This is a genomic window from Streptomyces asiaticus (assembly GCF_018138715.1).
In the GTDB taxonomy this organism is placed as follows: Bacteria; Actinomycetota; Actinomycetes; order Streptomycetales; family Streptomycetaceae; genus Streptomyces; species Streptomyces asiaticus.
Genome location: NZ_JAGSHX010000006.1, coordinates 804,214 through 814,784, shown reverse-complemented (window position 1 = coordinate 814,784; position 10,571 = coordinate 804,214). Strand labels below are relative to the sequence as shown.

Below are 10,571 nucleotides of genomic sequence, written 5' to 3'. Positions count from 1 at the left end.
CACGAAACGACCAAGGTGTCCTGATCGCATAGGCTCGGTGGATGGCGAAGTATTTCGATGTGCACCCCGAGAACCCACAGCAGCGCACCATCAGCAATGTGGCTGACATGATCCGCTCCGGCGCGCTCATCGCCTACCCGACGGACTCCTGCTTCGCACTGGGATGCCGACTGGGCAATCGTGACGGGATCGACCGGATCCGGTCGATCCGGAACCTCGACGAGCGACACCACTTCACGCTGGTGTGCCAGAACTTCGCGCAGCTGGGCCAGTTCGTGCACGTCGACAAGGACGTGTTCCGCGTGATCAAAGCAGCGACGCCCGGCAGTTACACCTTCATCCTCCCGGCGACGAAGGAGGTGCCGCGGCAGCTGCTGCACCCGAAGAAAAAGACGGTCGGAGTCCGGATTCCCGACCATGCCACCACTCATGCCTTGCTCGCCGACCTCGGTGAGCCGCTGCTCTCCAGTACCCTGCTCCTGCCCGATGAGGACGAGCCGATGACGCAGGGCTGGGAGATCAAAGAACGGCTCGACCACGTGGTGGACGCCGTGGTGGACTCGGGTGACTGCGGCACCGAGCCGACCACGGTCATCGACTTGTCCGGCGGCGAAGCCGAGATCGTACGTCGAGGGGCGGGCGACACAGCACGGTTCGAGTGACCGCGCCGACGGCATCACCTCATGAGTCGTCGGCCTCGGCGGCAGCGCGCAGGCGGCCGTACTCCTCCGCCATCGCCGGCAGCGTCCAATGCGCGTTGAGGCCGCTCGGATTCGGCAGGGCCCAGATCCGGGTCTCGCCTATGCTCCTCGGCTGCGGCCCGATCTTCGCCTTCTTGTCGCCGAATGCCACCCGGTAGGCGGTGACCCCGGCCACCGCCAGCCAGCGCGGCCGCAGCCGGAGCACCTTCTCCTCCAGGATCCGGCCGCCCTCGCGGTACTCCTCGTCGGTCAGCTCATCGGCCCGGGCGCTGGCGCGTGCCACCACGTTGGTGATGCCGAGTCCATAGCGCACCAGCTCCGACTGCTCGGACGGATCGAGCCGCCGGGGGGTGAACCCGGAGGCGTGAAGGGCGGGCCAGAACCGGTTGCCGGGGCGGGCGAAGTGGTGGCCGGTGGCCGCCGTCATCAGCCCGGGGTTGATACCGCAGAAGAGGACGCGCAGACCGTCCGCGACCACATCGGGGACGAGGCGGTCGCGGGCGGCCTCCAGCTCGGCGGGGGTCGGCGCGGGGGTCATCGCCGGCGTCAGAGGATCGAGCCGGGGGCGTACGCGGCGGCCTCCGGGCGCTCCTTGACGATCTCCTCGATCCGGGCGACCACCGCGCCCACCTGGTCCGCGGCCGCGCCCGTGAAGGAGAGCTTGTCGTCCATCAGCGCGCCCAACGCGGCCCGGTCCAGCGGGATCCGCTCATCGGCGGCGAGCGAGTCGAGCAGCTCATTGCGCTCGGCGCCCCGTTCGCGCATCGCCAGCGCCGCGGCCACCGCGTGCTCCTTGATCGCCTCATGGGCGACCTCGCGGCCCACCCCGGCCCGTACGGCGCCCATCAGCACCTTCGTGGTGGCGAGGAAGGGGAGGTAGCGGTCCAGCTCACGGGCGACGACGGCGGGGAAGGCGCCGAACTCGTCGAGCACGGTCAGGAAGGTCTCCAGCAGCCCGTCGAAGGCGAAGAACGCGTCCGGCAGCGCGACCCGGCGCACCACCGAGCAGGAGACATCGCCCTCGTTCCACTGGTCGCCCGCCAGCTCGCCGGTCATCGAGGCGTAGCCGCGCAGGATCACCGCGAGGCCGTTCACGCGCTCGCAGGAGCGGGTGTTCATCTTGTGCGGCATCGCGGACGAGCCGACCTGGCCGGGCTTGAAGCCCTCGGTCACCAGCTCGTGCCCGGCCATCAGCCGGATGGTCTTGGCCAGCGAGGACGGGGCCGCGGCCAGCTGCACCAGCGCGGTGACGACGTCGTAGTCCAGCGAGCGCGGATAGACCTGGCCGACGGAGGTGAACGCCTGCCCGAAGCCGAGGTGGGCGGCGATCCGCCGCTCCAGCTCGGCCAGCTTCGCCGCGTCGCCGCCGAGCAGGTCCAGCATGTCCTGCGCGGTGCCGACCGGGCCCTTGATGCCGCGCAGCGGATAGCGGCCCAGCAGGTTCTCCAGCCGCTCGTACGCCACCAGCAGCTCGTCCGCCGCGGTGGCGAACCGCTTGCCGAGCGTGGTGGCCTGCGCCGCGACATTGTGCGACCGCCCGGCCATCACCAGCTCGGCGTGGTCGGCGGCCAGCTTGCCGAGCCGGGTCAGCACCGCGACCGTACGGTCCCGCACCAGCTCCAGGGAGAGCCGGATCTGGAGCTGCTCCACGTTCTCGGTGAGGTCACGGGAGGTCATGCCCTTGTGGACGTGCTCATGGCCGGCGAGGGCGTTGAACTCCTCGATACGGGCCTTCACATCGTGGCGGGTGACCTTCTCGCGCTCGGCGATCGAGGCCAGGTCGACGTTTTCCAGGACCCGCTCGTAGTCGGCGAGGGCGGCGTCCGGCACCTCGATTCCGAGGTCCTTCTGGGCGCGGAGCACGGCGAGCCACAGCCGCCGCTCCAGCGTCACCTTGTACTCGGGGGACCACAGGACGGCCAGCTCCGTGGAGGCGTAGCGGTTGGCCAGGACGTTCGGAATGCGCGGCTTACCAGTCACGTGCACAGAGTCTACTGGCCGTCCTCGCAGGCCAGACCGGTGGCCGAGGGACCCTGCCGAAGGGCACGGAAGCCGGCCCTACGGATCAGCCCTCGTACGGCAGCAGTTCGGCGCGCTTGGGGGCCCGCCCGTCGCCCGAGGAGCGGCCGGTCAGCCGCCTGCCGATCCACGGTCCGAGGTGCTGGCGGGCGAACCGCACATCCGAGGAGCGGCGGGCCAGCCACCCGACGGGCACCGCGGGCGGCAGGGGCGCGTTCCAGTCCTCCTCCGGCTCGAGGCCGAGCGCCTGCCATACGGCCTCGGCGACCCGCCGGTGGCCCTCGGCGTTCAGATGGAGCCGGTCCTCGTGCCACATCCGGGGGTCCCCGACGGACTCGGACGCGTACAGGTCCACAACGGTCGCGTCATGCCGGGCGCCCAGCTCGTCGATGAACGCGAACAGCCGCTCCATCCGGGGCAGGAACCGCTCCAGCACCGGTCCGCGCCGCCCCGGGCTGCGCATCAGCACCAGCCGCTTGCAGCTGGGCGCCAGCCGCTCGACGGCCTCCTCCAGCAGTCCGCACACCCGGTCCACGTCGCACTTCGGTCGCAGCACATCGTTCAGCCCGCCGACCAGGGTCACCAGGTCGGCGCCCATGTCCGCCGCCGGGCCCGTCTGCTCCTCGACGATCTGCCCGATGAGCTTGCCGCGTACGGCGAGGTTGGCGTAGCGGAACCCGGGGGCGCGGGCCGCGAGCCGCCCGGCGAGCAGATCCGCCCAGCCTCGGTAGGTGCCGTCGGGGAGCGCGTCCGACATTCCCTCGGTGAAGGAGTCGCCGAGCGCGACAAAGCTGCTGTAGGTGATGTTCGTCTGCATGGCTCGGGAGATTCTATCCCTTTCTGTGCAGGTCACCGCACCTCCTGGTGTGTGATCCGAGGGCCGACGTCGACTCTTCGTAGATCGCGAAAGAGGGCCTCCCGAGTCGAGTGGGAGAATTCTGGGAGATCAACTTCGATTCACTGCCAGCGGGGGAGGAAGGGGCCCGAACTCGCGACGACCGACCACCAGCCTCTGGGACTGCTCCCACAGACCTTGCAGGCTCGCCGCGATCTTCAGCTCCATGCCGAGGGTTACGTGCGAGTAGGTCCCCTCGACGCCCGGGAGAGTGTGCCCCATCCGAGCCTCGACCGCCACCTTCGGATGCCCCTCCTCGTCGAGCCACACCTTCTCCGAATGCCGCAACCCGTGCGGAGTCAGGCCCTCCACCCCCAGCACCGGGCGAAGCCCTGCATGCGCCGGCATGCCGCCATACCCGCTTGGACGGGCACCACAGCCCTCTACGATCGGGTGCCACGTGCTTTTGTACCAGCCGCCGCCCCGCAGGAGACGGCCACCGTTGGGCGCAGTGAAGACCCACTCTGACTCCGGGCGGGAGTCCAGCAGCTGCTGGAGCAAGTCCGCCAGGAACTGCGGAATGATCAGTCCTCGGCCGGATCCGTATTTGGGGTCAATCTCGGTGAATGAGCCGTCAACGTACTGGCTCTGATGCGCCATGTGGATTCGGGCGCCGGCCCCTTCGTCCTTGAGCGCCAAGTGGCTGCGATGGATCCCGGCGATCTCTCCGATGCGGAGCCCCGTGTAGGCCATGGTGAGCACCATGACGTACTCGTTGAAGCCTCGCAGAGACATCGCATTGCGGGCGATCAGCAGAGCCTGCCGAGGGGTGGCGATGACCTTCTCGGTCTTCGGCCTGGGCTGGAACCGACCGCGGCGGCCGGACCTGCGGGAGGGCACCGGGTTGTCACTCCGGATCTTCGACTTGATCGCATCGTCGAACATGATCCGAAAGGTAGACACGATTCCGTTGGCGTGGTCCAGGCTGTACTGCTGCCGAATCTTCTTGATCCATGTGGCGACGGCGACAGCGGACACATCCCCCATCGCCACCGAACCCCACTCGGGAATGATCACTGCTTTCAGGCGGGACCGGTAGCCGCGCTCCGAGATGGGGCCGACATCAATGGACTCCAGCCACAGCTCAGACCACTCCGCAACAGTGATTCGCCCGTCACGAGGGTTGATGAACGTCTTCCGGTTGACGTCGGTCTCCAGGCCGGCCGCGTACTGCTTCGCGGCGTTCTTCGTCCGGAAAGGCTGACCGTCGTCATCTTCTGAGACGGACCCGTACTTGCCGTTGGGCAGCTTGTACCGGCCGCGCCAGTACCTGCCGCGCTTCTCGGCGTATGCCACTGCTCACCTCCAATGAACGACCGGCCCGGCCCAGTGGGGGTGTGGGCGGGCCGGTGCAGTGCTGCGATCATCCCGTGTGGAGGCGGAGGTGTGGGCGCTCCACGACGTTGGGCGTTCGATGCCAGTGATCGACCGCTATGTTGAAGGCGGCTTCCAGGACCTGAGTCAGACGTTCGACGGGCAGCTCCTTATCGACGTTGATGATGAAGGCGTCCGGCTGGTCGTCAATCCACACCTCGGTGTTGTGCGGCATCGCGGACACACGGCGTACTTGGACCTTCATTGGCCCCCACAACCCTCGAGCGTGGCCCTCTCGTCGGTATCGAGCCATCAAAGCACACAGGACCTCCACATGTGGAGGCCCTGGCAGCGGCAAGAAGAGGCGCCCTACGCCTCGTTGGCCACGGGAGGGTCGTCCTCGTCGTCGCCTCCAAGGTTCTGCAGCTTGCGCTGTGCTTTCTGCCATGCGAGTAGGTCGCGCCGGATCTGCTCGGGGCTGGCGTCGGGCTTGCCCTTCACGACGACGATCATGCGGGCCTCGGAGCCGAGCGGCGTGAGGTCCATGACGGTCGTGTCCAGAAGTTGCCCATCGGCGAGTTCTTGGACGATCCGCAGGGGAAGCCCGCCAGGGGGAGCGCCCTCTGCTGCCGCGGGGGCGCTCTCTGCGGCTCCGGTTTCAGTGTCGAGGGTCGGCGGCAGAGAGGCTGGCTCGCCGCCGTTGAGGATGGCTGCACCCGATCCTGGACCCCACCTGAGAGCTCGCTCCACTCTGGGGAGGGAAGTGGGGAGGCGGTTGCGGTCCTTGCCGCCCTCAAGGTTCTGAACGGTTGCTTCGGCGACGCCTGCCGCGTCGGCGAGTTCGACTTGCGTCATCCCTAGTGCTGTACGCGCAGCCCGCACGGCGTCAGCGAGGCGCTTCCAGTCCCTACCCATGGGTTCATCATGCCGCACGGTTAGGCAACACGCACCCACCCTTCACCCCAATCGACCTGTATCGATCGGTGTTGGGTGGGGTTTTTTGTTGCCCACTTAAGTGCTAACAGGCGTAACGGTGATCAAGACATCGCCCTCTTAGGCGGCCCCCTTGCACCCAATAACACCTAACGATCTCCGAGGAACACCCATTTAACCCCGAGTAACACCTTGCATCGATGCGGCAAGGGGCCTACTTTAGGTGTTGTGACACCGAACGGGGCCGCAATCAGAGCCATTCGTGAGGCGCGTGAACTGGGCCTGAATCGGCTCGCACACCTCATCGGCAAGTCGCCCGGCTACCTCTCACGCGTCGAAACCGGACAACGCGGAGCGGCAGACGGGACCCTCCACCGCATCGCTGAAGAGCTGCACGTGCCGCTCGCAGCCATCCTCAAAGGAGAACCCCCGTGACCAGGAGCAACCTGGCCAGCATCCCCGCCGGCGACAGCTCGCCGGCCGAGTCCCTCCCGACCGCCGAGCAGGTCGAGCGTCTCATCGCCGCCCTGGAGTCGGTCGCCACTGTGACGAGTGCTGCCGAACTGGAGCTGAAGGCATTCACTCCGGAAGAGGCCGCGCCGTTCCTCGGCAAGACGACCAACTGGGTCGTCGAGAACATCCAGGACGGCCGGATTCCCTGCACCTACATCGGCAAGTCGCCGCGCATGACCGCCGCCCACATTCGGTGGGTGCAGGCGAACGGCGAGCGGAAGCCCAGCAAGTACGCCAAGCCGGTCAAGTCCGCCGCCTAGCGGCTTTGCGGCCGACGCCGGGGGGCCACCCGACGCCGGCCTGGATCCACACACCCAGAACCCTGAAGAACAGGAGCGTGGACCGTGTCCACATTCTTTCAGAACCCTGAACCCGGCGCGATCTTCGAGGAGCTGACCACCGGTCTCCGCCGTGTCTCCCCGCTGGCCGCGATGTTCGACGCGGCTGAGGACACGCTGCTGGCGGACCGCCCGGAGGGTTTCACCCCGGAGGACATCGGCCGGCTGGCCTACGAGTCGCTGCCGGAAGCCGAGCGTGGCGACGCGTGGAACGAGCTGCTGTACACGTACTGGGCTGCCCGGCAGAACGACCGTGATGCCCGACTCCGCTATGAGCGGGAGCAGAAGGCCCGCACGGAGCTGGCGTCCGCTCTGGATGAGCGTGAGATGGCGCTGGTGTTGGGCAACGAGGTGCCGCCGTCGCTGGATGCGGCGATTGCCCGTCTGGCCCGCACCCTGATCGGCGGTGCGCGATGAGCACGAACCTCGTCCCCAAGACGTGCGACCGCACGGCGACACACCCGGCTCACCGCTGGATGTTCGGCCGAGTCGCCCACCAGTGCCCCGGCGTCACCCCCGCCCCTCTGTTGCCGGAGCGCGAGACCGAGATCCGCAAGCGCATCGACCGACTCAACGGCGACCGGGTCATGACGGGCAGCACTTGGCGGGCCAGTTCGGTTGGCCCCAAGAGCGTCTTCCCGCCCGAGCAGTCCCACGTGGTCGAGGACGTGTTGGAGACGAAGCACTCCGTGATCCGTGGCTCGGTAGGTGTGTTCGGCGACAAGCAGCACGCCGAGTTCACGGCCCACGCTCCGGACGACATTGCGGCCCTGCTCGCCGAGCTGAACCGGATCCGTGCGGAGCGGCAGCAGACGAACGCCGCGCTGGCCGAGCGGGATGTGGCGTTGAAGGCCGCCGAGGCCGAGGTCTCCCGCCTCACCCGCCTGTTGGGCGAGCGTGACGGCGAGCTGGAGCGTCTCCGTGACCGGGCTGAGGCGGCAGGCGACTACTACCGCCGCGCCACCGAAGCCAAGAAGCGCGTTGCCGAGTTGGAGCGCGCGGCCGTCGAGGGGCGGGCAGCCCTGGCCAACTTGATCGAGGATCACGAGGATCCCGGCACGGCCGCGCTCGGCGCCCTGTACCTGCTGTCACAGGCCACGACCTGGGTCGACGCGCAGCCGGACGATGCGGGGCGCGTGATGCGGGCCCACGACGCCAAGGTGCTGCGCCAGGCCGCCGATGAGGCCGATGGTCGCGACCTGCCGGACGGCTACATCGACACGTTCGAGAGCGGCGCCGACTGGGTGACGGCAGACCTTCGCCGTCTGGCCGACGCCTCCGAGCGGGGTGACCGGTGATGGCGACGACCAAGCCCCATCCGATCACCGCCCTGGATGTGCCTGCCGAGCAGGTGGCGGCTGAGGTGCCGCTGCGGAAGGCGATTGCCCGCGAGTCCGCGCTGGGTGCTGACGCCCAGGTGTCGGCCCTGTCGCTGTCCCTCTACCTCGCCACCCACCCCAACGTGCACGTCTCCACCGAAGCCGACTACCCCGGATGGATCCCTGGGAGGACCGCATGAACGCCCCCACTCGCATCCAGCGCAAGCGCACCCCCGGGTGGCGGCTCGCCGACGCCACGACCAACCCGCTTGGCGCCGTCATCGTCTCCCGCCCGTCCCGCTTCGGGAACCCGTTCACCATCCAGCAGGCCATCGAGGCCGAGATGGGGAACCCGCGCAGCGCCGTGACCCAGGCGTACCGCGAGTGGCTGCGGGTCGGCACTCAGGGCGGATGGTTTGAGGAGACCTACCGAATCGGCAATCAGGTCTTCGATCGCCGCCGGGTGCTCGCCGATCTCCACCTGTTGCGCGGTCGGGACCTCGCGTGTACGTGCCCGCTGCCGGAGCCCGGCCAGCCCGACCACTGCCACGGGGCCGTGCTGCTCGAACTCGCCGCCCACACTCTCAAGGCGGTGGCCGCGTGAACGCCGAGCAGTTCAACGCCCGCTACCCGGTCGGTACTCCGGTCATGGCCTACCCCGTCACGCGAGATGACGCCCCGCTGATCACTCGCACCCGCACCAAAGCATGGACGCTCGGCCACGGAGCTGCCGTCGTGTCCGTCGACGGCTACGCGGGCGGCATCTGCCTCACCCACGTCGACCCCGCCCCGGCCGACACCGACACCTTCGAGTTGCCGCTCAGCCGCTGCAACATCGGCGCCGTCGACGACTGGCTCGACAAGGCTGGCGTGTTCGCCAAGGGCTACTGGGAGGTCGTGGACGGAAAGTTGACCGTCACTGGCCTCCGCATCGGCAGCGACTACCAGGACCGCATCGTCGCCAAGTTCGGCGACACCATCGTCCGCCACGCCGACGGCACCCACACCGTCCGCCGCGTGATCGAGCGGGGTGAAGCGTCGTGACCATCAACTTCGCCGCGACCTACCGCGAGGCCGCCAACATCATCCGCGAGAACGGCCACAACAAGGGCGACTACTACCGCATCCCGGAGACCGGGGTTGGCATAGAGCCCACCCCGGCCGAGTGCCCGGTGTGCGCCGTCGGCGCCATCAGCATCGCCCTCACCGGGGTGCCGAAGCCCGACAGGTGGGACGTCCCGCTCGTGGAGGCCGCTGTACGGCGGTTCATGCAGCACCTGATGCCCGGCTACAAGCGGGCGATGGCGATCTGGGACCTCGGTGTCCTGTGGAACGACAAGCCCGAGCGCACAGCCGCCGACGTGATAGCCGCGTTCGAGGCGGCTGCCCGCGCCGAGGAGACGGCGGAGGTGGCGGCGTGACCCTCATCGACGAAATCACCGTAGCCGGGCTGCCCGCAGCCGACGTGGTGCAGTACGAACTGGCCGACGTAGACGAGCGCTTCCACACCCTGTTCGGCCGCGATGAGACCGCGTGGCTGCCCGCCCAGGTCACCGCCTACAACGCTGCGATCAATGCTGTGTGGGCCGGACACGGGGAGCGTGCCGCATGAGCAGCAACGAGACCCGTGCCCGTATCCGCACCCTGCTCGCCGTGGTGCGCCGCGAGGGCGGCACCTGGACCACCCGCCGCGCCCAGGAGGTGTATCGGCCGCTCGGCATCGTGCAGCGCGGCACAGCCCGCCGCGACCTGGCCCTGCTCGCCAAGCGCGGGCACCTCGTCGAGGTCCCCGACGAGCACGACACCGCCTACCGGGTCAACCAGGCCGGAGGTGGCGCCAATGCCTAAGCGCCCCCACCGCAAGCGCATCGTCCACAAGCGCGTCGCTGTTGCTGCCCGCGCCAACCCTCGCAGGTGGCTCCTGGCTGGCACCTACCGCACCCACAGCACAGCCCAGGGCATGGCCTACACGGTGCGCACCGGCAGGTACGGCCCCTACGCCGAGGGTGGCTTCGAGGCGGTCGCCCGGGACTTGGGCGACGAGACCGGGTTGTACGTCCGCTACGTGGGTGGTGCCGCATGAGCGCCCCGCTGATCGCTGTGGATCCGGCGCTGCTGATGCTCCTCGTCATTCGCATCGCGATCCTCACCGACGCCGTGGAGTCGTGCCGGGCGAACGTCCAGGCCCAGCAGGACGAGCACGCCGCATACCGGCTGCTCCACCCGCCCCGCCGGGAGGCGCCGTGACCTTCGATGTGGCCGCCGCCCTCCGCAACCCGGAGATCACCATCGCCGACCTCGAACGCATGCGGGACGAGTCCCGCACCCGGCGGCCCTACGTCGGCCAGATCGACGAAGCCATCGCCGAAGCGGCACAAGCCGAAATCGACCGCCGCCGGAACACCCAGTGACCCGCTTCACCGCCCAATGCCTCACCGCCCTCGCCATCTGCTGGGGCACCGCCGCAGGGCTCATCGCCCTCGGATATCGACTCCAACACCCCAAGGGGGAACAGTGACCACCGCTCCCGAGAAAGCCG

The 10,571-nt window shown here is 68.6% G+C and carries 20 protein-coding genes; 14 read left to right on the top strand and 6 right to left on the bottom strand.

The window, feature by feature from the left end:
- The first annotated feature begins 41 nt into the window (after positions 1 to 41).
- Positions 42 to 662, top strand: coding sequence for an L-threonylcarbamoyladenylate synthase (locus tag KHP12_RS11135; RefSeq protein WP_210610287.1), 621 nt, complete (start codon positions 42 to 44; stop codon positions 660 to 662).
- Between the two features lie 19 nt (positions 663 to 681).
- Here KHP12_RS11135 and mug read toward each other — a convergent pair whose 3' ends face one another.
- The 6 genes from mug to KHP12_RS11105 all read right to left on the bottom strand — a co-directional run bounded on the left by mug (position 682) and on the right by KHP12_RS11105 (position 5,844).
- Entirely contained in the window at positions 682 to 1,239 is a 558-nt protein-coding gene (gene mug, locus KHP12_RS11130) for a G/U mismatch-specific DNA glycosylase (RefSeq protein WP_086880203.1), read from the bottom strand.
- Between the two features lie 8 nt (positions 1,240 to 1,247).
- Entirely contained in the window at positions 1,248 to 2,681 is a 1,434-nt protein-coding gene (gene purB, locus KHP12_RS11125; protein WP_086880202.1) for an adenylosuccinate lyase, read from the bottom strand.
- Positions 2,682 to 2,766: 85 nt separating this feature from the next.
- The gene (locus tag KHP12_RS11120; protein WP_086880201.1) at positions 2,767 to 3,537 is read right to left on the bottom strand and encodes an SGNH/GDSL hydrolase family protein; all 771 of its coding nucleotides are present in this window, start codon (positions 3,535 to 3,537) and stop codon (positions 2,767 to 2,769) included.
- Between the two features lie 129 nt (positions 3,538 to 3,666).
- Positions 3,667 to 4,911 carry a tyrosine-type recombinase/integrase gene (locus KHP12_RS52865; RefSeq protein ID WP_211832876.1) on the bottom strand — a complete coding sequence of 415 codons (1,245 nt, stop codon included), beginning with the start codon at positions 4,909 to 4,911 and terminating at the stop codon, positions 3,667 to 3,669.
- A gap of 67 nt (positions 4,912 to 4,978) precedes the next feature.
- Positions 4,979 to 5,173, bottom strand: a complete 195-nt coding sequence (locus KHP12_RS11110) for a hypothetical protein (RefSeq protein WP_211832874.1) — start codon at positions 5,171 to 5,173, stop codon at positions 4,979 to 4,981.
- A gap of 125 nt (positions 5,174 to 5,298) precedes the next feature.
- Complete coding sequence (locus KHP12_RS11105; protein ID WP_211832872.1) at positions 5,299 to 5,844, bottom strand: helix-turn-helix transcriptional regulator; 546 nt, start codon at positions 5,842 to 5,844, stop codon at positions 5,299 to 5,301.
- 246 nt (positions 5,845 to 6,090) lie between these two features.
- Here KHP12_RS11105 and KHP12_RS53330 point away from each other — a divergent pair, with 246 nt between their 5' ends.
- The 13 genes from KHP12_RS53330 (at position 6,091) to KHP12_RS11040 (ending at position 10,443) form a co-directional block, all read left to right on the top strand.
- Positions 6,091 to 6,297, top strand: coding sequence for a helix-turn-helix domain-containing protein (locus KHP12_RS53330; RefSeq protein WP_211832866.1), 207 nt, complete (start codon positions 6,091 to 6,093; stop codon positions 6,295 to 6,297).
- Positions 6,294 to 6,635, top strand: a complete 342-nt coding sequence (locus tag KHP12_RS11095) for a hypothetical protein (RefSeq protein ID WP_211832864.1) — start codon at positions 6,294 to 6,296, stop codon at positions 6,633 to 6,635. Before KHP12_RS53330 ends, KHP12_RS11095 begins: the two co-directional genes overlap by 4 nt.
- Positions 6,636 to 6,719: 84 nt before the next feature.
- The gene (locus KHP12_RS11090; RefSeq protein ID WP_211832862.1) at positions 6,720 to 7,130 is read left to right on the top strand and encodes a hypothetical protein; all 411 of its coding nucleotides are present in this window, start codon (positions 6,720 to 6,722) and stop codon (positions 7,128 to 7,130) included.
- A 110-nt stretch (positions 7,131 to 7,240) separates the two neighbouring features.
- Positions 7,241 to 8,011 carry a hypothetical protein gene (locus KHP12_RS11085; RefSeq protein WP_211832861.1) on the top strand — a complete coding sequence of 257 codons (771 nt, stop codon included), beginning with the start codon at positions 7,241 to 7,243 and terminating at the stop codon, positions 8,009 to 8,011.
- On the top strand, positions 8,011 to 8,232 hold the full coding sequence (locus KHP12_RS11080) for a hypothetical protein (RefSeq protein ID WP_211832859.1): 222 nt from the start codon (positions 8,011 to 8,013) through the stop codon (positions 8,230 to 8,232). Before KHP12_RS11085 ends, KHP12_RS11080 begins: the two co-directional genes overlap by 1 nt.
- Positions 8,229 to 8,636, top strand: a complete 408-nt coding sequence (locus KHP12_RS11075) for a DUF4326 domain-containing protein (protein ID WP_211832858.1) — start codon at positions 8,229 to 8,231, stop codon at positions 8,634 to 8,636. The genes KHP12_RS11080 and KHP12_RS11075 overlap by 4 nt, the downstream gene beginning before the upstream one ends.
- A complete protein-coding gene (locus KHP12_RS11070; RefSeq protein WP_211832856.1) occupies positions 8,633 to 9,076 on the top strand; it encodes a hypothetical protein in 444 nt (147 codons plus the stop codon). Before KHP12_RS11075 ends, KHP12_RS11070 begins: the two co-directional genes overlap by 4 nt.
- Positions 9,073 to 9,453 (top strand): DUF6197 family protein, encoded by a 381-nt coding sequence (locus tag KHP12_RS11065; RefSeq protein ID WP_211832854.1) that lies wholly within the window; start codon positions 9,073 to 9,075, stop codon positions 9,451 to 9,453. Before KHP12_RS11070 ends, KHP12_RS11065 begins: the two co-directional genes overlap by 4 nt.
- Entirely contained in the window at positions 9,450 to 9,644 is a 195-nt protein-coding gene (locus tag KHP12_RS11060; RefSeq protein ID WP_211832852.1) for a hypothetical protein, read from the top strand. The genes KHP12_RS11065 and KHP12_RS11060 overlap by 4 nt, the downstream gene beginning before the upstream one ends.
- Positions 9,641 to 9,880 carry a hypothetical protein gene (locus tag KHP12_RS11055; protein WP_211832850.1) on the top strand — a complete coding sequence of 80 codons (240 nt, stop codon included), beginning with the start codon at positions 9,641 to 9,643 and terminating at the stop codon, positions 9,878 to 9,880. Before KHP12_RS11060 ends, KHP12_RS11055 begins: the two co-directional genes overlap by 4 nt.
- Positions 9,873 to 10,115: a hypothetical protein gene (locus KHP12_RS11050; protein WP_211832844.1), complete on the top strand. Its 243-nt coding sequence runs from the start codon at positions 9,873 to 9,875 to the stop codon at positions 10,113 to 10,115. The genes KHP12_RS11055 and KHP12_RS11050 overlap by 8 nt, the downstream gene beginning before the upstream one ends.
- On the top strand, positions 10,112 to 10,279 hold the full coding sequence (locus tag KHP12_RS11045; RefSeq protein ID WP_211832842.1) for a hypothetical protein: 168 nt from the start codon (positions 10,112 to 10,114) through the stop codon (positions 10,277 to 10,279). The genes KHP12_RS11050 and KHP12_RS11045 overlap by 4 nt, the downstream gene beginning before the upstream one ends.
- Positions 10,276 to 10,443 carry a hypothetical protein gene (locus tag KHP12_RS11040; protein ID WP_211832841.1) on the top strand — a complete coding sequence of 56 codons (168 nt, stop codon included), beginning with the start codon at positions 10,276 to 10,278 and terminating at the stop codon, positions 10,441 to 10,443. The genes KHP12_RS11045 and KHP12_RS11040 overlap by 4 nt, the downstream gene beginning before the upstream one ends.
- The last annotated feature ends 128 nt before the right edge of the window (positions 10,444 to 10,571 follow it).

Bases quoted from the DNA above. Each gene is read 5' to 3' on its own strand.
- KHP12_RS11075 (WP_211832858.1), top strand. From the start codon at position 8,229: ATGAACGCCCCCACTCGCATCCAGCGCAAGCGCACCCCCGGGTGGCGG.
- KHP12_RS11105 (WP_211832872.1), bottom strand. From the start codon at position 5,844: ATGGGTAGGGACTGGAAGCGCCTCGCTGACGCCGTGCGGGCTGCGCGT.
- KHP12_RS11055 (WP_211832850.1), top strand. From the start codon at position 9,641: ATGAGCAGCAACGAGACCCGTGCCCGTATCCGCACCCTGCTCGCCGTG.
- KHP12_RS11135 (WP_210610287.1), top strand. From the start codon at position 42: ATGGCGAAGTATTTCGATGTGCACCCCGAGAACCCACAGCAGCGCACC.
- KHP12_RS11120 (WP_086880201.1), bottom strand. From the start codon at position 3,537: ATGCAGACGAACATCACCTACAGCAGCTTTGTCGCGCTCGGCGACTCC.
- mug (WP_086880203.1), bottom strand. From the start codon at position 1,239: ATGACCCCCGCGCCGACCCCCGCCGAGCTGGAGGCCGCCCGCGACCGC.
- KHP12_RS11080 (WP_211832859.1), top strand. From the start codon at position 8,011: ATGGCGACGACCAAGCCCCATCCGATCACCGCCCTGGATGTGCCTGCC.
- KHP12_RS11045 (WP_211832842.1), top strand. From the start codon at position 10,112: ATGAGCGCCCCGCTGATCGCTGTGGATCCGGCGCTGCTGATGCTCCTC.
- KHP12_RS11050 (WP_211832844.1), top strand. From the start codon at position 9,873: ATGCCTAAGCGCCCCCACCGCAAGCGCATCGTCCACAAGCGCGTCGCT.